Consider the following 20,589-nt stretch of genomic DNA (forward strand, 5'->3'; position numbering starts at 1 on the left):
TTCTTTAAGGTAAGGAGGTGATCCAACCGCAGGTTCCCCTACGGTTACCTTGTTACGACTTCACCCCAGTCATGAATCACAAAGTGGTAAGCGCCCTCCCGAAGGTTAAGCTACCTACTTCTTTTGCAACCCACTCCCATGGTGTGACGGGCGGTGTGTACAAGGCCCGGGAACGTATTCACCGTGGCATTCTGATCCACGATTACTAGCGATTCCGACTTCATGGAGTCGAGTTGCAGACTCCAATCCGGACTACGACATACTTTATGAGGTCCGCTTGCTCTCGCGAGGTCGCTTCTCTTTGTATATGCCATTGTAGCACGTGTGTAGCCCTACTCGTAAGGGCCATGATGACTTGACGTCATCCCCACCTTCCTCCAGTTTATCACTGGCAGTCTCCTTTGAGTTCCCGGCCGAACCGCTGGCAACAAAGGATAAGGGTTGCGCTCGTTGCGGGACTTAACCCAACATTTCACAACACGAGCTGACGACAGCCATGCAGCACCTGTCTCAGAGTTCCCGAAGGCACGTTCGCATCTCTGCAAACTTCTCTGGATGTCAAGAGTAGGTAAGGTTCTTCGCGTTGCATCGAATTAAACCACATGCTCCACCGCTTGTGCGGGCCCCCGTCAATTCATTTGAGTTTTAACCTTGCGGCCGTACTCCCCAGGCGGTCGACTTAACGCGTTAGCTCCGGAAGCCACGCCTCAAGGGCACAACCTCCAAGTCGACATCGTTTACGGCGTGGACTACCAGGGTATCTAATCCTGTTTGCTCCCCACGCTTTCGCACCTGAGCGTCAGTCTTTGTCCAGGGGGCCGCCTTCGCCACCGGTATTCCTCCAGATCTCTACGCATTTCACCGCTACACCTGGAATTCTACCCCCCTCTACAAGACTCTAGCCTGCCAGTTTCGGATGCAGTTCCCAGGTTGAGCCCGGGGATTTCACATCCGACTTGACAGACCGCCTGCGTGCGCTTTACGCCCAGTAATTCCGATTAACGCTTGCACCCTCCGTATTACCGCGGCTGCTGGCACGGAGTTAGCCGGTGCTTCTTCTGCGAGTAACGTCAATTGCTGTGGTTATTAACCACAACACCTTCCTCCTCGCTGAAAGTACTTTACAACCCGAAGGCCTTCTTCATACACGCGGCATGGCTGCATCAGGCTTGCGCCCATTGTGCAATATTCCCCACTGCTGCCTCCCGTAGGAGTCTGGACCGTGTCTCAGTTCCAGTGTGGCTGGTCATCCTCTCAGACCAGCTAGGGATCGTCGCCTAGGTGAGCCGTTACCCCACCTACTAGCTAATCCCATCTGGGCACATCCGATGGCAAGAGGCCCGAAGGTCCCCCTCTTTGGTCTTGCGACGTTATGCGGTATTAGCTACCGTTTCCAGTAGTTATCCCCCTCCATCGGGCAGTTTCCCAGACATTACTCACCCGTCCGCCACTCGTCACCCAAGGAGCAAGCTCCTCTGTGCTACCGTTCGACTTGCATGTGTTAGGCCTGCCGCCAGCGTTCAATCTGAGCCATGATCAAACTCTTCAATTTAAGTTTGATGCTCGTGAATTAAACTTCGTAATGAATTACGTGTTCACTCAGAGACTTGGTATTCATTTTTCGTCTTGCGACGTTAAGAATCCGTATCTTCGAGTGCCCACACAGATTGTCTGATAAATTGTTAAAGAGCAGTGCCGCTTCGCTTTTTCTCAGCGGCGCGGGGTGTGCATATTACGCCATCCCGCTACAGAGTCAAGCGTTTATTTTCGCTTTTCTCCGCTGACCCGGCGGTTTGTAATCCGTTGTTCCGTGTCAGTGGAGGCGCATTATAGGGAGTTATTTCAGGCTGACAAGTTAAAAATACAAAAAACTTATCAAGCGGCTACTTTTCAACCGTTACATTGCTTTTCGCTTTGTTTTTAAACAAAAACGAGCCCCGCAGGGCTCGTTTATTGTCATTTTGTGACTTACTGCACTGCCACAATGCGATCGTCATTCACTTCCAGCCGAATCGTTTTGCCAGGAATCAGCTCACCAGACAGAATTTGCTGCGCCAGCGGGTTTTCGATCTGTTGCTGGATAGCACGTTTGAGTGGACGTGCGCCATACACCGGATCGTAACCATTCGCACTCAGCAGTTTAAGCGCCTCGTCAGAGATATGGATTTCATAGCCACGCTCTTCCAGACGTTTATACAGACGTTGCAGTTGGATCTGTGCAATAGAAGCAATGTGCTGCTCACCCAACGGATGGAATACAACAACTTCATCTATACGGTTGATGAATTCCGGGCGGAAATTATGGCTCACGACGCCCAGGACCATATCCTTCATGTGGCCGTAGTCCAGCTCACCGAAGCGTTCCTGAATCAGATCGGACCCCAGGTTCGAGGTCATGATGACAACCGTATTACGGAAGTCGACCGTTCTCCCCTGCCCGTCAGTCAGACGACCATCGTCAAGCACCTGCAACAGAATATTGAACACATCCGGGTGCGCTTTCTCCACTTCATCCAGCAGAATGACAGAGTAAGGACGACGACGTACCGCTTCTGTCAGATATCCACCTTCCTCATAGCCGACATATCCCGGAGGCGCCCCGACCAGACGAGACACCGAGTGTTTCTCCATAAACTCGGACATATCGATACGCACCATGGCATCATCACTGTCGAACATAAAGTTTGCCAGCGCTTTGCACAGTTCAGTTTTACCGACACCGGTTGGGCCGAGGAACAAGAACGAACCAATCGGGCGATTTGGATCGGACAAGCCAGCACGGCTACGACGGATGGCGTTAGAAACGGCTTCCACCGCTTCGTTCTGGCCAATCACGCGGCTGTGCAACTGCTGCTCCATACGCAACAGTTTTTCCCGTTCGCCTTCCAGCATGCGAGCAACCGGGATCCCGGTCCAGCGCGCCAGCACTTCTGCAATTTCTGCATCCGTGACTTTATTACGCAGCAGACGCATGGTTTTGCCTTCAGACTGGGTGGCTGCTTCCAGCTGTTTTTCCAGTTCAGGAATTTTGCCGTACTGCAGTTCAGACATCCGCGCCAGGTCGCCGACACGACGCGCCTGTTCGATGGCGATTTTCGCCTGCTCCAGCTCAGCCTTGATAGTTTGCGTTCCCGAAAGGGATGCTTTTTCAGCTTTCCACTCTTCTTCTAATTCAGAATACTGGCGCTCTTTATCGTCCAGCTCTTCGTTGAGCATCTCGAGACGTTTTTTACTCGCCTCATCAGACTCTTTCATTAATGCCTGCTGTTCCAGTTTGAGCTGGATAATCCGGCGGTCGAGTCTGTCGAGTTCCTCCGGCTTGGAGTCAATCTGCATACGAATGCTGGATGCCGCCTCATCGATAAGGTCGATAGCTTTGTCCGGCAACTGACGATCGGCAATATAGCGATGAGACAGCGTAGCTGCCGCAACAATCGCCGGGTCAGTGATCTGCACATGGTGGTGCAGCTCATAACGTTCTTTCAGGCCACGCAGAATCGCGATGGTGTCTTCTACTGAAGGTTCGGCTACAAATACTTTCTGGAAACGACGTTCCAGTGCCGCATCTTTTTCGATGTACTGGCGATATTCATCAAGCGTTGTTGCGCCTACACAGTGCAGTTCCCCGCGTGCCAGCGCAGGTTTCAGCATGTTCCCGGCGTCCATTGCGCCATCGGCTTTACCCGCCCCAACCATGGTATGCAACTCATCAATAAACAGGATGACATTGCCTTCCTGTTTCGAGAGATCGTTCAGCACGCCTTTTAAGCGTTCTTCAAACTCACCACGATATTTGGCCCCAGCCACCAGCGCGCCCATATCCAGCGCCAGCACACGGCGACCTTTTAAGCCTTCCGGCACTTCACCATTGATAATTCGTTGGGCCAGCCCTTCAACGATGGCCGTTTTACCAACACCTGGTTCGCCGATTAACACCGGGTTATTTTTAGTACGCCGCTGCAGTACCTGAATGGTACGGCGAATTTCTTCATCACGCCCGATAACCGGATCGAGTTTGCCCTGCTCGGCACGTTCGGTCAGGTCGACGGTATATTTTTTCAAGGCCTGACGTTGGTCTTCAGCCCCCTGGTCATTCACGCTTTCACCTCCACGCATTTGTTCAATTGCCTGAGTGATATTCGCGGTCGTCGCACCTGCTGATTTTAGTAAATCGGTCAGCGTACCGCGTGACTCAAGCGCCGCCAGTACGAACAGTTCTGACGAAATAAAGTTGTCCCCACGTTTTTGCGCCAGCTTGTCGCAAAGATTCAGTACACGCACCAGATCCTGAGAAGGCTGCACATCACCGCCGGTACCTTCTACCTGCGGCAACCGGCTCAACGCCTGGTCAATGGCTGTACGTAACTGGCCAGCATTAATGCCAGCAGACGTTAATAAAGGACGTACCGATCCCCCTTCCTGATTCAGCAAGGCGCTCATTAGATGAAGTGGTTCGATGAATTGATTGTCGTGCCCCAATGCGAGTGACTGGGCATCGGCAAGAGCAAGCTGGAATTTATTAGTAAGACGATCCAGACGCATAACTCCTCCCATAACAGGTCAAAATTGCTACTGGAGATTAAATGAGGTCATCCCTCAATTATTCAAGGTGAATGACCTGAATTATGTGAAAAGAAAATTACACGCACCGGATCGTCTTGATTCTTTAGGTTATATCAGCCAAATAAAACTTGCCATACGACCCGTGGTATTGTCGCGACGATAAGAGAAGAACGTCTCACTTTCGCTGAAGGTGCAACGGTCGCCACCGTAGATGTTCTCTACTCCGATATTTGCCAGACGCTGACGCGCAAGCTGGTAAATATTCGCCAGATATTTATCACCATGCGGTACAAATGCGAGGTCCGCTTGCGGATCTTTCGCCATGAACGCTGCGCGAACTTCTGCTCCCACTTCAAACGCGTTCGGGCCAATCGCCGGGCCTAGCCAGGCAATAATGTTTTCAGGTTTGTCGGCAAAACACGCCACCGTCTCTTCCAGCACGCCGGCGCATAATCCGCGCCAACCCGCATGTGCCGCCGCGACTTCCGTTCCAGCGCGATTGCAAAACAGCACCGGCAGACAGTCGGCCGTCATCACTGCACACACGGTGCCCGGCGTATTGCTGTAAGAAGCATCCGCACGTTTGGAGGCGTAAGGCTCGCCGGTCAGTTTCAGGACATCCTTACCGTGGACCTGCTCCAGCCAGACTGGCTTTGACGGCAGATTGCCCGCAGCAAACAGCCGCTTGCGGTTCTCTTCAACATGCTCCGGGTTGTCGCCGCAATGGGCGCCCAGATTCAGCGAATCATAAGGCGGCATGCTAACACCGCCAATACGGGTAGAACTACACGCCACAACACCTTGCGGTATCGGCCACTGCGGGACAATTAGCTTACTCATAGCCAGGCAATATCATCCTTATGTTCTTCGAAATCAGCGCGCATCACTTCAATCAATTGCACCATATCTTGTGGAATAGGTGCGTGCCATTCCATTTCGATACCTGAAATTGGGTGATATAAACGCAGCATAGTCGCGTGCAGCGCCTGACGATCGAACTTACGCAGAACGGAGATAAATTCGTCAGAAGCGCCTTTCGGTGGACGCGGACGACCGCCGTAGACCTGATCGCCCACCAGCGGATGGGTGATATGCGCCATGTGCACGCGGATCTGGTGCGTACGTCCGGTTTCCAGACGCAGCCGCAGACGCGTGTGCACACGGAAGTGTTCCATTATGCGATAGTGCGTCACCGCCGGTTTCCCCATTGGGTGTACCGCCATGTGCGTACGCTTGGTCGGGTGGCGGCTAATCGGTTCCTCAACGGTTCCGCCTGCCGTCATATGACCAATCGCCACGGCTTCGTACTCACGGGTAATTTCACGTAGTTGCAGCGACTCCACCAGACGCGTTTGCGCCGGAACGGTTTTTGCCACCACCATTAATCCGGTCGTGTCTTTATCCAGACGGTGCACGATACCAGCACGTGGAACATCCGCGATTGGCGGGTAGTAATGCAGTAATGCATTCAATACCGTGCCATCAGGATTACCGGCCCCCGGATGCACTACGAGGTCACGGGGTTTGTTGATGACAAGAATATCGTCATCTTCATAAACGATATCCAGTGGGATATCCTGAGGTTCAAAACGAACCTCTTCATCAATTTCTGCAGTGATGGAGACGCGCTCTCCACCCAACACTTTTTCTTTCGGTTTATCGCAAAGATTGCCATTTACCAGTACGCGCTGGTCAAGGATCCATTCTTTTATGCGCGATCGCGAATAATCAGGGAACAATTCGGCCAAAGCCTGATCTAAGCGTTGACCGAGCTGATTTTCGGAGACTGTTGCGGTGAGTTCTACTCGTTGTGCCATAAACTGCTTCTTCGTTTAACGTTGGGTTTTACGGCTTTGCCGTTTAATATAGTGTGCTATTGTAGCTGGTCTTAACCGGGAGCAGGAACAGAGAATCTCCCGTAAAACATTTTGAGGAAAGTCAAAACGTCATGACGCGCATGAAATATCTGGTGGCAGCAGCCACGTTGAGCCTGTTTTTGGCGGGTTGCTCTGGTTCAAAGGAAGAGGTGCCCGATAATCCGCCAAATGAAATCTACGCGACTGCTCAGCAAAAGCTGCAGGACGGTAACTGGAAACAGGCAATAACGCAATTAGAAGCGTTGGATAACCGTTATCCATTTGGACCGTATTCTCAGCAGGTGCAATTAGATCTCATCTACGCCTACTACAAAAACGCCGATCTGCCACTTGCTCAGGCTGCCATCGATCGTTTTATTCGTCTTAACCCGACACACCCTAACATTGATTATGTCATGTATATGCGTGGCCTGACCAATATGGCGTTGGATGATAGCGCACTGCAAGGATTCTTTGGTGTTGATCGCAGCGATCGCGATCCGCAACATGCCCGAGCTGCGTTTAATGACTTTTCCAAACTGGTACGTGGCTATCCGAACAGCCAGTACACCACTGACGCCACCAAACGTCTGGTATTCCTGAAAGACCGTCTGGCGAAGTATGAATATTCCGTTGTGGAATACTACACTGCCCGCGGTGCATGGGTTGCCGTGGTAAACCGTGTGGAAGGCATGCTGCGCGACTTCCCGGATACCCAGGCAACACGCAATGCCCTGCCGTTGATGGAAAATGCTTATCGCCAGATGCAGATGAATGCGCAGGCAGAAAAAGTAGCGAAAATCATTGCCGCCAACAGCAGCAATACCTGATTTATCTCAGAATGCAAACGGCAGCCCAAAGGCTGCCGTTTTTTTATCCGTAAACACCACAACTGAAGCGGTTTAGCTGCAACACATCTCATCAAATATGGCCTGCTTTCAGGTATTCCTCAAGTAAAAAATCGCTTGTTCCTGCGGTGCCTCACAAAAAGGTTTTCTTGACAAAAAGCGACAAAAAAATGTGATTAATATCACACATTTTGACATTAGGAACGGTATGCTGGAATCACCAAGACGGGAAAGACAAGAGGTAAAATTTATGACAATGAACATTACCAGTAAACAAATGGAAATTACTCCGGCAATTCGCCAGCATGTCGCAGACCGTCTCGCCAAACTCGAAAAATGGCAAACTCATCTGATTAATCCACATATCATTCTGTCTAAGGAGCCGCAGGGTTTCATTGCTGATGCCACCATCAATACACCGAACGGACATCTGGTCGCCAGCGCAAAACACGAGGATATGTACACCGCAATTAACGATTTGATCAACAAGCTGGAACGGCAGCTCAATAAAGTGCAGCACAAAGGCGAAGCCCGTCGTGCAACAACTTCAGTCAAAGACGCCAACTTCGTCGAAGCAGAAGAAGAGTAGTCCCTTACATTGAGTGTATCGCCAACGCGCCTTCGGGCGCGTTTTTTGTTGACAGGGTGAAAACAGTACGGGTACTTTACTGACGTAGCCAAAGGAAAATTACATGAAACTTGTCCCGTTCTTCTTCGCATTCTTTTTTACCTTCCCCTGAATGGGAGGCGTTTCGTCGTGTGATAAAGAATGCGAAGACGAACAATAAGGCCTCCCACAACGGGGGGCCTTTTTTATTGATAACAAGAAAGGCAACACTATGACATCGGAAAACCCATTGCTGGCGCTGCGCGATAAGATCAGCACGCTGGATGAAAAATTACTGGCCCTGCTGGCTGAGCGACGTGGACTGGCCGTAGAAGTTGGCAAAGCTAAGCTGCTTTCGCATCGTCCAGTTCGTGATATCGACCGTGAGCGCGATCTGTTGGACCGACTGATTCAGCTTGGCAAAGCACATCATCTTGATGCTCACTACATCACTCGCCTGTTCCAGCTCATAATCGAAGACTCCGTCCTGACTCAGCAGGCACTGCTCCAGCAGCATCTGAACAAAATTAACCCGCACTCAGCACGCGTAGCTTTCCTCGGGCCAAAAGGGTCATATTCTCATCTTGCCGCACGTCAGTATGCTGCCCGCCATTTTGAACAATTTATAGAAAGCGGCTGCGCGAAATTTGCCGATATCTTTAATCAGGTCGAAACCGGACAAGCTGACTATGCAGTGGTTCCGATTGAAAACACCAGTTCCGGTGGGATTAACGACGTTTACGACCTGCTACAGCACACCAGCCTGTCTATCGTTGGCGAGATGACTATCACGATTGACCACTGCCTACTGGTGTCCGGCACGACAGATCTCGAGACCATTGAAACGGTATATAGCCATCCGCAGCCATTCCAGCAGTGCAGCAAATTCCTGAGTCGTTACCCGCACTGGAAGATTGAGTACACCGAAAGCACCTCGGCGGCGATGGAAAAAGTTGCGCAGGCTAACTCACCGCGCGTGGCGGCTCTGGGGAGCGAAGCCGGAGGCGTACTATACGGTTTGCAGGTTCTCGAGCATATCGAAGCTAATCAGACGCAAAACATCACCCGCTTCGTGGTACTGGCGCGCAAGGCAATCAATGTTTCCGATCAGGTGCCAGCAAAAACCACGTTGCTGATGGCGACAGGACAACAAGCCGGTGCGCTGGTAGAAGCTCTGCTGGTACTGCGCAACCATAATCTGATTATGACTAAACTGGAGTCACGCCCGATTCACGGCAATCCGTGGGAAGAAATGTTTTATCTTGATATCCAGGCCAACCTGGAATCACCCCAGATGCAAAAAGCATTGAAGGAGTTAGGTGAGATTACGCGCTCGATGAAAGTACTTGGCTGCTATCCAAGTGAGAATGTGGTGCCGGTCGATCCAAGCTAACGTTTGACAATGCCGGATGGCGCTACGCTTATCCGGCATTCTTTAGCCGATCCTTGTATGACTGATACAACGCATCAGCGTTGCCATCAAGCATCGTATTTATTGGCGACTATCGTTAGCCTGGCGCAACAAAGTACGGCTTTCGTTCTGGAAGCGTTTCGCATAATCACCAAACCAGTGCTCCACCTTACGGAAGCTGTCGATGAACGCTTGCTTATCGCCCTGCTCCAGTAAACCGATCGCCTCACCAAAACGTTGGTAGTAGCGTTTGATCAGCGCAAGGTTACTCTCAGACGACATAATGATATCGGCATAGAGCTGCGGATCCTGGGCAAACAGACGTCCGACCATCGCCAGTTCAAGGCGATAAATCGGCGAAGAGAGTGCCAGTAACTGCTCCAGTTGAACATTCTCTTCCGCTAAATGCAGACCGTAAGCAAAGGTCGCAAAGTGACGCAATGCCTGAATAAATGCCATGTTCTGGTCGTGTTCAACAGCACTGATCCGATGCAGTCGCGCACCCCACACCTGAATCTGTTCCAGAAACCACTGATAAGCTTCCGGCTGACGCCCGTCACACCAGACGACAACCTGCTTTGCCAGACTGCCGCTGTCCGGGCCAAACATGGGGTGTAATCCCACCACCGGGCCGTCGTGCGCCGCCAGCATCGCCTGCAAAGGACCATTTTTCACCGAAGCCAGATCCACCAGGATGCAGTCGGACGGCAGACGCGGTAATTTGGCGATCACCTGCTCAGTGACGTGGATCGGCACACTGACGATCACCATGCCAGCATCAGAGACGATCTCCGGCGCACGATCCCAGTCCTGCTGTTCCAGGATCCGTACCTGATAACCTGACAGGGTGAGCATTTTTTCGAACAGACGTCCCATCTGACCGCCGCCGCCGACAATCACCACCGGTCGCAGAGAAGGACAAAGCGTTTTAAATCCTTTGTCGTTCTCACTGGAGTAAGACTCGCGCATAACCCGGCGCAGCACATCTTCAATCAGGTCCGGCGGCACGCCAAGGGCTTCCGCTTCCGCCCGGCGGGAGGCCAGCATAGAGGCTTCCCGTTCCGGCACGTAGATAGGCAGCCCAAAGCGGCTTTTTACTTCACCGACTTCGGCCACCAGCTCCAGGCGACGTGCCAGTAAACCCAGCAGCGCCTTGTCGACTTCATCAATTTGATCGCGTAATGCGGTCAATTCAGCAACCATAACCAACCTCTTATGCTACACGCGCCGACAGCTGGCCGTTTAAATCCTGGCTAATTTCACGCAGTAGCGCATCCGTCATTTCCCAGCTAATGCAGGCATCAGTTACAGACACGCCGTATTTCATTTCGCTACGCGGCTGTTCAGAAGACTGGTTACCTTCGTGAATATTACTTTCAATCATCAAGCCAATGATCGAGCGATTGCCATCTTTGATTTGTGCAATCACGGATTCAGCCACGGCAGGCTGGCGGCGGTAATCTTTATTGGAGTTACCATGACTGCAATCTACCATCAGAGAAGGTCGTAGTCCCGCCTGCTCCATCTCTTTTTCGCACTGGGCGACATCTGCCGGGCTGTAGTTCGGCGCTTTACCACCGCGCAGGATCACGTGACCGTCCGGGTTACCCTGAGTTTGCAGCAGTGCAACCTGTCCAGCCTGGTTAATACCAACAAAGCGGTGCGACTGTGCCGCCGCGCGCATCGCGTTAATGGCGGTCGCCAGGCTACCGTCAGTACCGTTCTTAAAGCCGACCGGCATCGAAAGACCGGAAGCCATTTCGCGGTGAGTCTGCGATTCCGTGGTACGCGCACCGATTGCAGACCAGCTAAACAGATCGCCCAGGTATTGCGGGCTATTGGGATCCAGCGCTTCAGTTGCCAGCGGTAGTCCCATATTCACCAGTTCAAGCAGCAGCTGACGCGCAATTTTCAGGCCGGCTTCAACATCAAAAGAGCCATCCATATGAGGATCGTTAATTAACCCTTTCCAGCCGACGGTGGTACGGGGTTTTTCAAAATAGACGCGCATCACCAGGTAGAGGCTATCGCTGACCTCTGCGGCAAGGGCTTTAAACCGACGAGCGTACTCAATAGCCATTTCAGGATCGTGAATGGAACACGGGCCACATACCACCAGCAGGCGCGGATCGCGACCAGAGATAATATCTGAAATGGTTTTGCGTGACTGGGAGATTTGCGCTTCTTGCGCCTGGCTCAGCGGGAATTCAGCTTTCAGCTGTTCCGGAGTCATCAGAACCTGTTCGTCAGTAATATGTACGTTGTTCAGCGCGTCTTTTTGCATGATGGTGATCCTGTTTAGCTCGTTTGCGATAGTTGATCCTCAGCGAGGAGGTGATAACGATAACACAACAGGTAAAGATTTCAATCCACAAACCGTAAATTTTAATTTACAGTATGCAATTTAATGACAAAACACGCCCTCCAATGTGTACATTAAAATTTACACCATCCGATATTGAGATCCACTATGCTTAAAAAAACGAGGGAGTACAGGCAATGAAGCAACTCATCAGCACCCTATTTCTATTACTTCTTAGCGGATGTCAGATAGATCCTTATACCCACGCCCCCACATGGACGGGAACCGCCTGGTACGACGCCGGAATACAAGATGCCATTTCGGGGTATGCCGTTAAAGATAATGAAACTCTTGCCGACAACTACAATGACCCCGAAGTCGATCGTACGGAATATCTTAAGGGTTATGCCGAGGGACAACGTAAAATCTGCCAGCCGGATTTTGTTTACGCCAGAGGTTTGACCGGGAAAACCTTTCCCCCAAGTTGTGATACGGTCGAAAATATTGACCAGTTACACAGTGCCTGGCAAAAAGGAGCAAATGAAGGTGCAGCCTCAATAAGATTAAATTAAACAATAGCTTATATTTTATAAATCACTAAGACTTAACTTAAATTACTAATAGCTTTCAACCTGGCATAATGACGGCTTAGTAAAATAATGTTATTTTGTCCTAAATAATCTTGAATGTATTTCGACGTTTTACGGCAAACGCTGGTAGGTAACTATTCATGAGCTATTCTTACCGACTCATACTTCTACTGGCACTGCTCCTGACCGGATTACCGCTGTACGCCCAAAGCGTTACGGAAGAAGCAAAATCTGTACGCGCTATGGTTTCCGGCATCGTCAGTTATACGCGCTGGCCTGCACTGTCCGGGCCCCCCAAACTGTGTATTTTCTCTTCATCGCGTTTTTCCAGTGTCCTGGGAGATACCAGTGCCGGAGCATTACCCTATCTTCCCGTCATCATTCGTACGGAACAAGAAATATTAGTTTCGCAGTGTGATGGCTTTTATTTTGGAAAAGAATCCCCTACTTATCAGGTGGAATTAAAGAATAAATATCCGTCTAAGGCATTGCTATTAATTGCCGAACAGAACCCCGAATGCGTTATTGGCAGCGCCTTTTGCCTCATAATTAAAGATGAAGATGTGAGATTTTCCGTAAATATGGATTCCCTTTCACGCAGTGGCGTAAGGGTCAGTCCGGACGTATTAATGCTTGCACGGAATCAGAAGCATGGATAAGGGCCATTCTCCCATAACACGCCCGACGTTTAAGCGGACATTACGGCGTATCAGCATAATCAGCGTTCTGGTAACTATGACGCTGATCTGGCTGCTGCTCAGCATTTCTTCGGTGCTGGCATTGAGACAGTATGCGCAAAAGAACCTGGATCTGACCGCAGCAACTATGACCCGCACGCTTGAAGCAGCATTAGTTTTTTCTGATGGCTTCGCGGCCACTGAAACGCTGGCAGCACTGGGCCAGCAGGGGCAATTTTCCGTTGCAGAAGTTCGTAATAAAAACCAGAAGGTGATCGCCACCTGGCGCTATAACGCGCAGGATACCACTGAAAAAATCAGCGGACTTATCAGCCACTGGCTGTTTCCCCAACCGGTCACTCAACCTATTTTGCATAATGGCAACGTCATCGGCGAAGTACGATTGACTGCGCGCGATAGCGTTATCAGCCATTTCATCTATTTGTCGCTGGCCGTCCTTACCGGGTGCATTCTGTTGGCCTCTGGCATTGCATTAATGCTCACTCGTTATTTACATAATGGCGTCGTGGAAGCCCTGCAAAATATAACCGAGGTGGTACATGATGTTCGTACCAACCGTAACTTTTCACGGCGCGTTTCAGAAGAGCGCATTGAAGAGTTTCACCTTTTTGCCCAGGACTTTAATAGTCTGCTGGACGAGATGGAGGAGTGGCAACTTAAACTGCAGGCAAAGAACGCCCAGCTTTTGCGTACGGCGCTACACGATCCGCTGACCGGCCTGGCGAATCGCGCCGCATTTCGCAGCAGCATTAACGCCCTGATGAATGACCATGCCGCCCACAGCAGCTCCGCACTGTTATTCCTTGATGGTGATAATTTTAAATTTATTAATGATACCTGGGGCCACGCAGCGGGGGATCGGGTCCTGATTGAAGTTGCAAACAGGCTGTCCGAGTTTGGTGGTAATCGACATCACCCCTACAGACTTGGCGGCGATGAGTTCGCTATGGTGCTGTACAGCGTTCACTCTGAATACGAAGTTCAGCGGATCTGCGCGGCACTATCACACGAGTTTAACCGACCTTTTGACCTGCATAACGGTCATCAGGCAAGCATGACACTCAGCATTGGTTTTGCGCTGACGTGGGAACATGCCTCTGCCGAGAAATTACAAGAACTTGCCGATAAAAATATGTATCAGGCCAAAAATTTGCGTTCTGAACGCATTATTAAAAAATAAGGACTTACACATGCTAAAACGTCTATCATCCCCGTTTCTTCTGCTTTTACTGATTTTGGCAGGCTGTCAGGCACCTCAGGGAAAATTTACCCCGGAGCAAATTGCAGCCATGAAATCGTACGGATTTACCGAAGCTTCCGGAGACTGGTCTCTTGGTCTGTCTGACAACATCCTGTTTGATAAAAACGACTATAAGCTCCGCCCTGAAAGTGAAAAGCAGATCCAGGAAATGGCATCCAAACTGGCAGCTACCGGGTTAAACCATGCGCGTATGGATGGTCATACCGATAACTACGGCGAAGACAGCTACAACGAAGCGCTGTCGCTCAAACGCGCGAATGTGGTTGCCGATGCGTGGGCACAGGGCGCCAACATTCCCCGCACTAATCTGACAACGCAGGGACTCGGGAAGAAATACCCGATCGCCAGTAATCAGACGTCAAAAGGTCGTGCTGAAAACCGCCGGGTTGCAGTCGTGATCGCTACGCCGTAAAAGTCCTCAACTGGCTGCGCGCCGCGCAGCCATCCAATTGCAATAAAACAAAAGAATAAGGTCGGAATAAAAAAAGGGCCAGCCTTTCGGCCAGCCCTTTTCTAACAGGATGTCGCTTGCGCGAATCTTAGTTAAGACGCTCTTTGATACGAGCAGACTTACCAGTGCGCTCACGCAGGTAGTACAGTTTAGCTTTACGAACAGCACCACGACGTTTAACAGCAATGCTGTCAACTACCGGAGAGTGAGTCTGGAAGACACGCTCAACGCCTTCGCCGTTGGAAATTTTACGAACAGTGAATGCAGAGTGCAGACCGCGGTTACGAATAGCGATAACCACGCCCTCGAATGCCTGCAGACGTTTTTTGGAACCTTCAACAACCCATACTTTCACTTCCACGGTATCACCCGGACGGAAGGAAGGTACGTCCTGCTTCATCTGCTCTTGTTCAAGTTGCTTAATAATGTTGCTCATAATTTAATCTCTTATCCTGGGTAAACTGATATTTGGGGGTCTCAGACCAGCCCATCATGTTTATGCTGCTGTTATGCGTGTTCCGTTTTGAACTCCGCCAGCAACCTTGCTTGCTCTTCAGTCAGAGCCAGGTTTTCCAGAAGTTCAGGTCTTCTAAGCCAGGTCCGGCCCAGCGACTGTTTTAAACGCCAGCGACGTATCTCAGCGTGGTTCCCCGACAGTAACACTGCCGGTACTTCCATCTGTTCTAACACTTCAGGTCGGGTATAGTGCGGGCAATCCAGCAACCCATCAGCAAACGAATCTTCGATTGCCGAAGCTTCATGACCCAGAACTCCCGGAATAAACCGAGAAACGGAGTCGATCAGCGTCATTGCCGGTAACTCACCACCGCTGAGAACGTAATCGCCGATTGACCATTCTTCGTCAATTTCGGTTTGAATCACGCGCTCATCTATTCCTTCATAGCGACCACACACCAGAATCAGCTTTTGATTCGTGGCCAGTTCGCTAACGCCCGCTTGATCAAGCTTGCGTCCCTGAGGTGACAGATAAATCACCTTTGCGCCTTCACCAGCCGCAGCTTTTGCTGCATGAATGGCGTCCCGTAAAGGTTGCACCATCATTAACATCCCCGGTCCGCCGCCGTAAGGACGATCGTCCACGGTACGGTGCCGGTCATGAGTAAAGTCACGAGGACTCCAGCTCTGGATGTTCAGCAGGCCATTTTTTACTGCCCGGCCAGTTACCCCGTAATCGGTAATTGCGCGGAACATTTCTGGAAACAGGCTAACGATACCTATAAACACAAGCCAATCCCCATAACGCCGACTTTTACCGTTTATCCGGTGGTTTAAAAACCAGGATCCCAATCTACTTCGATAGTACGAGTAGCGAGATCGACTTTCTTGATAACCTGCCCATCGAGGAACGGTACAAGACGTTCCTTGATACCAAACGCATCTTTCAGGTTTGCCTTAATGACAATGACGTCATTCGAACCGGTTTCCATCATATCGACGACTTTACCGAGATCGTAACCTTCAGTGGTCACTACCTGGCAGCCCATAAGGTCTTTCCAGTAGTAGGAACCATCTTCCAGCGCTGGCAACTGCGAGGAATCCACGACAATTTCGCAATTAGTCAGTAGATTCGCCGAATCACGATCGTCAACGCCTTTCAGCTTGATGATCAGATCCTGATTGTGGTGCTTCCAGCTTTCCAGCTGTACTTGCTGCCACTGACCCGCCTTCTGGATAAACCAGGGCTGATAGTCAAAAATGCTTTCGGCGTCTTCAGTGGAAGAAAACACTCTGAGCCAACCACGGATACCGTAAGAAGACCCCATTTTCCCCAAAACGATGGGTTCCACAGGAGCCTGCGCGGCGAGTTGCTTGCTCATCATGACCACCGTGACAGATTAAGCTGCTTTGTTTGCTGCTTTGATCAGCGTAGCTACGCGATCAGAAATAGTCGCGCCCTGGCCAACCCAGTGAGCGATGCGATCCAGATCCAGGCGAGTGCCTTCTTCTTTTTCGCTAGCGATTGGGTTAAAGAAGCCAACGCGCTCGATGAAGCGACCGTTGCGTGCATTACGGCTGTCGGTAACAACAACCTGGTAGAACGGACGCTTTTTAGCGCCGTGACGAGCTAAACGAATAGTAACCATAACATCCTCTTGTGTGAATAAAACACCCAGGCCCCATCGAGGAACGGAGCCCGGGTGTCATATTAAAAGCCCGAAAATTTTACTGATTTCTGGGAAAAAAGCAATCAACATGTGATGAGGCTTTATACCAGGGCGTTACCATTGCAGCCAGTTTGGCGTCGGCGTGCGCGCAGAAAGCGGAACGTACATGCAGTACGTGAGCATTTCGAGCCCACCCCGACGTCAAAAAGGCAAATTAGGTAGCCCGATATATTTATCTACCAGGGAAGCCTGGCGGCATCATACCCTTCATGCCACGCATCATCTTCGCCATACCGCCTTTCTTCATTTTCTTCATCATGCGCTGCATGTCGTCGAACTGTTTCAGAAGGCGGTTTACGTCCTGTACCTGCATACCGCAGCCGGCAGCAATACGGCGTTTACGGGAACCTTTGATGATTTCCGGCTTAGCGCGTTCTTTCATCGTCATCGAGTTGATGATGGCTTCCATACGCACCAGCACTTTATCGTCCATCTGCGATTTCACGTTGTCTGGGATCTGCCCCATGCCCGGAAGCTTGCCCATCAGGCTTGCCATGCCGCCCATGTTTTTCATCTGGTTGAGCTGCTCAAGGAAATCGTTGAGATCGAAGCCGTCGCCTTTTTTCAGCTTGCTGGCTAATTTCTCTGCCTGCGCGCGGTCAACCTTGCTTTCGATATCTTCGATCAGCGACAGCACGTCACCCATGCCGAGAATACGCGAAGCAATACGATCCGGGTGGAACGGCTCCAGCGCTTCGGTTTTCTCGCCGACGCCGAGGAATTTAATCGGCTTGCCGGTGATATGACGAATAGAGAGCGCCGCACCACCACGAGCATCACCATCAACTTTGGTCAGCACGACACCGGTTAACGGCAGCGCTTCGTTGAAGGCTTTTGCGGTATTCGCGGCATCCTGACCGGTCATGGCGTCGACCACAAACAGCGTTTCAACCGGCTTGATAGAAGCGTGGACCTGTTTGATTTCGTCCATCATCGCTTCATCAACGTGCAGGCGACCGGCGGTATCCACCAGCAGCACGTCGTAGAATTTGAGTTTGGCTTCTTTCAGCGCGGCGTTAACGATATCGACCGGCTTCTGGCCGACATCCGACGGGAAGAAGTCCACACCGACCTGCTCGGCCAGCGTTTCCAGCTGTTTTATCGCCGCCGGGCGATAAACGTCCGCGGAGACCACCAGCACTTTCTTCTTGTGCTTCTCACGCAGGAATTTCCCCAGCTTACCGACGCTGGTCGTTTTACCCGCCCCCTGCAGACCAGCCATCAGCACAACGGCTGGCGGCTGTGCAGCCAGATTCAGGGTCTGGTTTTCTTCGCCCATTGCCGCAACCAGTTCGTTACGGACAATCTTGACGAACTCCTGACCCGGCGTCAGGCTTTTGTTAACTTCATGACCAACCGCTTTCTCTTTTACGCGATTGATAAACTCACGCACTACCGGCAGCGCTACGTCAGCCTCCAGCAGCGCCATGCGCACTTCGCGCAGCGTCTCTTTAACGTTGTCTTCAGTAAGGCGTCCACGGCCACTGATATTGCGCAGCGTGCGCGACAAACGATCGGTTAAATTATCAAACATTGTCTCTCGCCTGGGGTGGAAACGGTCGGTCGCGACAGCGACACATCAACAGAAATTTGTCGCAGTATAACATGAAGCCGCCTTTGTTGTTATGCAACGGTTGGAGCAGCGGTCACGTAACGCTATACTGCTTTTCTTTATCACTGGCCAACTGTCGACACCTATATGCCCGTTTTTGCTCTGCTCGCCCTTGTCGCCTACTCAGTCAGCCTCGCGCTGATTATTCCCGCTCTGCTGCAAAAAAACAGCGGCTGGCGGCGTATGGCTATTCTCTCTGCGGTCGTCGCGCTGGTAAGTCATGCTATCGCCCTGGAAGCGCGAATTCTGCCCGGCGGTGAAAGCGGACAAAACCTGAGTCTGTTGAACGTCGGCTCACTGGTTAGCCTGATGATCTGTACGGTAATGACCATCGTCGCTTCCCGCAATCGTGGCTGGCTATTGCTGCCCATTGTCTACGCCTTTGCGCTAATCAACCTGGCCTTCGCCACGTTTATGCCGAACGAGTTCATCACCCATCTCGAAGCTACACCGGGCATGATGATTCACATCGGGCTATCGCTATTCGCTTACGCCACGCTGATTATCGCCGCACTGTATGCGCTGCAACTGGCATGGATCGACTACCAGTTGAAAAACAAAAAACTGGCCTTCAGCAATGAGATGCCGCCGCTAATGAGTATTGAGCGGAAAATGTTTCATATCACCCAAATTGGCGTGGTTCTGCTGACGCTCACCCTGTGCACTGGCCTGTTTTACATGCATAACCTGTTCAGTACCGAGAACATTGATAAAGCCGTTCTCTCTATCGTGGCATGGTTTGTCTATATCGTTCTGTTGTGGGGGCATTACCATGAAGGCTGGCGCGGACGTCGCGTCGTATGGTTTAACGTCGCAGGCGCAGGCATTCTAACGCTGGCCTATTTCGGCAGTCGTATCCTGCAGCAGTTCGTGAGTTAAATCTTTAAGGAACCCTACGTGGAACACATCTCCACCACCACGCTCATTGTCACGCTTCTCATCATGGTGGTCATTTCCGCCTATTTTTCCGGTTCTGAAACCGGAATGATGACCCTGAATCGCTATCGTCTACGTCATCGGGCCAAGCAGGGAAATCGTCAGGCAAAACGCGTTGAAAAGCTACTTCGTAAGCCGGACCGCCTGATAAGCCTGGTGCTCATCGGTAATAATCTGGTGAATATTCTGGCCTCCGCGCTCGGCACCATTGTCGGTATGCGCCTGTATGGCGATGCGGGTGTCGCCATTGCCACTGGGGTACTGACGTTTGTCGTGCTGGTTTTTGCCGAAGTACTGCCCAAGACTATTGCCGCGCTGTATCCGGAAAAAGTCGCCTATCCGAGCAGTGTACTGCTGGCTCCACTGCAGATTCTGATGATGCCGTTGGTGTGGCTACTCAACACCATCACGCGGCTACTTATGCGCATGATGGGCATCAAAACGGATATCGTGGTGAGCGGTTCGCTGAGTAAAGATGAACTGCGAACGCTGGTGAATGAATCGCGCTCGCAAATCTCACGCCGTAACCAGGATATGCTGCTGTCAGTGCTGGATCTGGAAAAAGTCAGCGTCGATGACATCATGATCCCGCGTAACGAAATCATCGGCATTGATATTAACGATGACTGGAAGTCAATCGTGCGTCAGCTTTCGCACTCTCCACACGGCCGTATTGTGCTGTACCGCGACTCGCTGGACGACGCCATCAGTATGCTGCGCGTACGTGAAGCCTGGCGATTGATGGCAGAGAAAAAAGAGTTCACCAAAGAGACCATGTTACGTGCCGCCGACGAAATTTATTACGTCCCGGAAGGTACGCCTCTCAGCACCCAGCTCATTAAGTTTCAGCGAAACAAGAAGAAAGTGGGTCTGGTTGTTAATGAATATGGCGATATTCAGGGGCTGGTCACGGTCGAAGATATTCTGGAAGAGATTGTCGGCGACTTCACCACCTCAATGTCACCCACGCTTGCCGAAGAGGTAACGCCGCAGAATGATGGCTCGGTGATCATTGACGGCAGCGCCAACGTTCGTGAAATCAATAAGGCGTTTAACTGGCACCTGCCGGAAGATGATGCACGTACCGTGAATGGTATTATTCTTGAAGCACTGGAAGAGATCCCGGTTGCTGGCACGCGTGTGCGTATTGGACAGTACGATATCGATATTCTCGACGTGCAGGACAATATGATTAAACAGGTGCAGGTATTGCCGGTCAAACCGCTACGGGAAAGCGTGTCGGACCAGTGAGAATAATTCAGGCCGGG

The 20,589-nt window shown here is 51.2% G+C and carries 20 protein-coding genes, 1 rRNA gene and 1 other annotated feature; of the genes, 10 read left to right on the forward strand and 11 right to left on the reverse strand.

The genetic code is table 11. The features are described 5' to 3' along the window. Positions 1 to 10 precede the first annotated feature (10 nt). The 4 genes from OGV65_RS09480 to rluD form a co-directional block, all read right to left on the reverse strand. Positions 11 to 1,552, reverse strand: a 16S ribosomal RNA gene (locus tag OGV65_RS09480). Between the two features lie 416 nt (positions 1,553 to 1,968). Next, on the reverse strand, positions 1,969 to 4,542 hold the full coding sequence (clpB, locus tag OGV65_RS09485) for an ATP-dependent chaperone ClpB (RefSeq protein ID WP_047499529.1): 2,574 nt from the start codon (positions 4,540 to 4,542) through the stop codon (positions 1,969 to 1,971). A 129-nt stretch (positions 4,543 to 4,671) separates the two neighbouring features. Next, positions 4,672 to 5,403: a purine nucleoside phosphorylase YfiH gene (yfiH, locus tag OGV65_RS09490; protein WP_016154062.1), complete on the reverse strand. Its 732-nt coding sequence runs from the start codon at positions 5,401 to 5,403 to the stop codon at positions 4,672 to 4,674. Then, positions 5,400 to 6,380, reverse strand: coding sequence for a 23S rRNA pseudouridine(1911/1915/1917) synthase RluD (rluD, locus tag OGV65_RS09495; RefSeq protein WP_016154063.1), 981 nt, complete (start codon positions 6,378 to 6,380; stop codon positions 5,400 to 5,402). Before rluD ends, yfiH begins: the two co-directional genes overlap by 4 nt. 131 nt (positions 6,381 to 6,511) lie before the next feature. Here rluD and bamD point away from each other — a divergent pair, with 131 nt between their 5' ends. From bamD to pheA, 4 genes are all read left to right on the forward strand, one after another. Next, entirely contained in the window at positions 6,512 to 7,249 is a 738-nt protein-coding gene (gene bamD, locus OGV65_RS09500) for an outer membrane protein assembly factor BamD (RefSeq protein ID WP_016154064.1), read from the forward strand. Between the two features lie 268 nt (positions 7,250 to 7,517). After that, positions 7,518 to 7,856: a ribosome-associated translation inhibitor RaiA gene (raiA, locus tag OGV65_RS09505; RefSeq protein WP_003031244.1), complete on the forward strand. Its 339-nt coding sequence runs from the start codon at positions 7,518 to 7,520 to the stop codon at positions 7,854 to 7,856. 102 nt (positions 7,857 to 7,958) lie between these two features. Continuing rightward, positions 7,959 to 8,084, forward strand: a sequence feature (Phe leader region). Next, on the forward strand, positions 7,960 to 8,007 hold the full coding sequence (pheL, locus tag OGV65_RS09510; RefSeq protein ID WP_100250063.1) for a pheA operon leader peptide PheL: 48 nt from the start codon (positions 7,960 to 7,962) through the stop codon (positions 8,005 to 8,007). Its footprint overlaps the feature before it by 48 nt. Positions 8,085 to 8,106: 22 nt before the next feature. Next, positions 8,107 to 9,267: a bifunctional chorismate mutase/prephenate dehydratase gene (pheA, locus tag OGV65_RS09515; RefSeq protein WP_016154065.1), complete on the forward strand. Its 1,161-nt coding sequence runs from the start codon at positions 8,107 to 8,109 to the stop codon at positions 9,265 to 9,267. 99 nt (positions 9,268 to 9,366) lie between these two features. Here the strand turns inward: pheA and tyrA are convergent, their stop codons facing one another. Beyond that, a complete protein-coding gene (tyrA, locus tag OGV65_RS09520; RefSeq protein WP_016154066.1) occupies positions 9,367 to 10,488 on the reverse strand; it encodes a bifunctional chorismate mutase/prephenate dehydrogenase in 1,122 nt (373 codons plus the stop codon). Between the two features lie 10 nt (positions 10,489 to 10,498). Next, a complete protein-coding gene (gene aroF, locus OGV65_RS09525) occupies positions 10,499 to 11,569 on the reverse strand; it encodes a 3-deoxy-7-phosphoheptulonate synthase AroF (RefSeq protein WP_016154067.1) in 1,071 nt (356 codons plus the stop codon). Between the two features lie 215 nt (positions 11,570 to 11,784). On the opposite strand from aroF, the gene OGV65_RS09530 reads away from it, so the two are divergent. The 4 genes from OGV65_RS09530 (at position 11,785) to OGV65_RS09545 (ending at position 14,548) form a co-directional block, all read left to right on the forward strand. Further along, positions 11,785 to 12,159, forward strand: a complete 375-nt coding sequence (locus tag OGV65_RS09530) for a DUF2799 domain-containing protein (protein ID WP_016154068.1) — start codon at positions 11,785 to 11,787, stop codon at positions 12,157 to 12,159. A 158-nt stretch (positions 12,160 to 12,317) separates the two neighbouring features. Next, a complete protein-coding gene (gene yfiR / locus OGV65_RS09535; protein WP_016157185.1) occupies positions 12,318 to 12,836 on the forward strand; it encodes a regulatory sequestration protein YfiR in 519 nt (172 codons plus the stop codon). Further along, a complete protein-coding gene (dgcN, locus tag OGV65_RS09540; RefSeq protein ID WP_141875541.1) occupies positions 12,829 to 14,055 on the forward strand; it encodes a diguanylate cyclase DgcN/YfiN in 1,227 nt (408 codons plus the stop codon). Before yfiR ends, dgcN begins: the two co-directional genes overlap by 8 nt. A 10-nt stretch (positions 14,056 to 14,065) precedes the next feature. Beyond that, on the forward strand, positions 14,066 to 14,548 hold the full coding sequence (locus OGV65_RS09545) for an OmpA family protein (protein WP_016154071.1): 483 nt from the start codon (positions 14,066 to 14,068) through the stop codon (positions 14,546 to 14,548). 127 nt (positions 14,549 to 14,675) lie between these two features. On the opposite strand, the gene rplS is transcribed toward OGV65_RS09545, so the two are convergent. The 5 genes from rplS to ffh all read right to left on the reverse strand — a co-directional run bounded on the left by rplS (position 14,676) and on the right by ffh (position 18,307). Continuing rightward, positions 14,676 to 15,023, reverse strand: a complete 348-nt coding sequence (gene rplS / locus OGV65_RS09550; RefSeq protein WP_002914145.1) for a 50S ribosomal protein L19 — start codon at positions 15,021 to 15,023, stop codon at positions 14,676 to 14,678. A 71-nt stretch (positions 15,024 to 15,094) separates the two neighbouring features. After that, a complete protein-coding gene (gene trmD / locus OGV65_RS09555; RefSeq protein ID WP_286454889.1) occupies positions 15,095 to 15,832 on the reverse strand; it encodes a tRNA (guanosine(37)-N1)-methyltransferase TrmD in 738 nt (245 codons plus the stop codon). Between the two features lie 44 nt (positions 15,833 to 15,876). Continuing rightward, the gene (rimM, locus tag OGV65_RS09560; protein ID WP_003031230.1) at positions 15,877 to 16,425 is read right to left on the reverse strand and encodes a ribosome maturation factor RimM; all 549 of its coding nucleotides are present in this window, start codon (positions 16,423 to 16,425) and stop codon (positions 15,877 to 15,879) included. Between the two features lie 18 nt (positions 16,426 to 16,443). Further along, positions 16,444 to 16,692 carry a 30S ribosomal protein S16 gene (rpsP, locus tag OGV65_RS09565; protein ID WP_003031228.1) on the reverse strand — a complete coding sequence of 83 codons (249 nt, stop codon included), beginning with the start codon at positions 16,690 to 16,692 and terminating at the stop codon, positions 16,444 to 16,446. Between the two features lie 253 nt (positions 16,693 to 16,945). Then, complete coding sequence (gene ffh / locus OGV65_RS09570) at positions 16,946 to 18,307, reverse strand: signal recognition particle protein (RefSeq protein ID WP_003031226.1); 1,362 nt, start codon at positions 18,305 to 18,307, stop codon at positions 16,946 to 16,948. 165 nt (positions 18,308 to 18,472) lie between these two features. Here ffh and OGV65_RS09575 point away from each other — a divergent pair, with 165 nt between their 5' ends. Together OGV65_RS09575 and OGV65_RS09580 are read left to right on the forward strand one after the other, a co-directional pair. Beyond that, the gene (locus OGV65_RS09575; protein WP_003031224.1) at positions 18,473 to 19,264 is read left to right on the forward strand and encodes a cytochrome C assembly family protein; all 792 of its coding nucleotides are present in this window, start codon (positions 18,473 to 18,475) and stop codon (positions 19,262 to 19,264) included. Between the two features lie 18 nt (positions 19,265 to 19,282). Next, positions 19,283 to 20,572: an HlyC/CorC family transporter gene (locus tag OGV65_RS09580; RefSeq protein WP_008324538.1), complete on the forward strand. Its 1,290-nt coding sequence runs from the start codon at positions 19,283 to 19,285 to the stop codon at positions 20,570 to 20,572. Positions 20,573 to 20,589: the final 17 nt, after the last annotated feature.

Origin of the sequence: Citrobacter sp. Cb004, assembly GCF_030337065.1 — a bacterium.
GTDB lineage: Bacteria > Pseudomonadota > Gammaproteobacteria > Enterobacterales > Enterobacteriaceae > Citrobacter > Citrobacter braakii.

Coding starts and splice junctions, on each gene's coding strand:
- ffh (WP_003031226.1), bottom strand. CDS start 18,307: ATGTTTGATAATTTAACCGATCGTTTGTCGCGCACGCTGCGCAATATC.
- clpB (WP_047499529.1), bottom strand. CDS start 4,542: ATGCGTCTGGATCGTCTTACTAATAAATTCCAGCTTGCTCTTGCCGAT.
- tyrA (WP_016154066.1), bottom strand. CDS start 10,488: ATGGTTGCTGAATTGACCGCATTACGCGATCAAATTGATGAAGTCGAC.
- aroF (WP_016154067.1), bottom strand. CDS start 11,569: ATGCAAAAAGACGCGCTGAACAACGTACATATTACTGACGAACAGGTT.
- pheA (WP_016154065.1), top strand. CDS start 8,107: ATGACATCGGAAAACCCATTGCTGGCGCTGCGCGATAAGATCAGCACG.
- rplS (WP_002914145.1), bottom strand. CDS start 15,023: ATGAGCAACATTATTAAGCAACTTGAACAAGAGCAGATGAAGCAGGAC.
- OGV65_RS09530 (WP_016154068.1), top strand. CDS start 11,785: ATGAAGCAACTCATCAGCACCCTATTTCTATTACTTCTTAGCGGATGT.
- raiA (WP_003031244.1), top strand. CDS start 7,518: ATGACAATGAACATTACCAGTAAACAAATGGAAATTACTCCGGCAATT.
- rpsP (WP_003031228.1), bottom strand. CDS start 16,692: ATGGTTACTATTCGTTTAGCTCGTCACGGCGCTAAAAAGCGTCCGTTC.
- rimM (WP_003031230.1), bottom strand. CDS start 16,425: ATGAGCAAGCAACTCGCCGCGCAGGCTCCTGTGGAACCCATCGTTTTG.
- OGV65_RS09575 (WP_003031224.1), top strand. CDS start 18,473: ATGCCCGTTTTTGCTCTGCTCGCCCTTGTCGCCTACTCAGTCAGCCTC.
- OGV65_RS09545 (WP_016154071.1), top strand. CDS start 14,066: ATGCTAAAACGTCTATCATCCCCGTTTCTTCTGCTTTTACTGATTTTG.
- bamD (WP_016154064.1), top strand. CDS start 6,512: ATGACGCGCATGAAATATCTGGTGGCAGCAGCCACGTTGAGCCTGTTT.
- dgcN (WP_141875541.1), top strand. CDS start 12,829: ATGGATAAGGGCCATTCTCCCATAACACGCCCGACGTTTAAGCGGACA.
- yfiR (WP_016157185.1), top strand. CDS start 12,318: ATGAGCTATTCTTACCGACTCATACTTCTACTGGCACTGCTCCTGACC.
- rluD (WP_016154063.1), bottom strand. CDS start 6,380: ATGGCACAACGAGTAGAACTCACCGCAACAGTCTCCGAAAATCAGCTC.
- yfiH (WP_016154062.1), bottom strand. CDS start 5,403: ATGAGTAAGCTAATTGTCCCGCAGTGGCCGATACCGCAAGGTGTTGTG.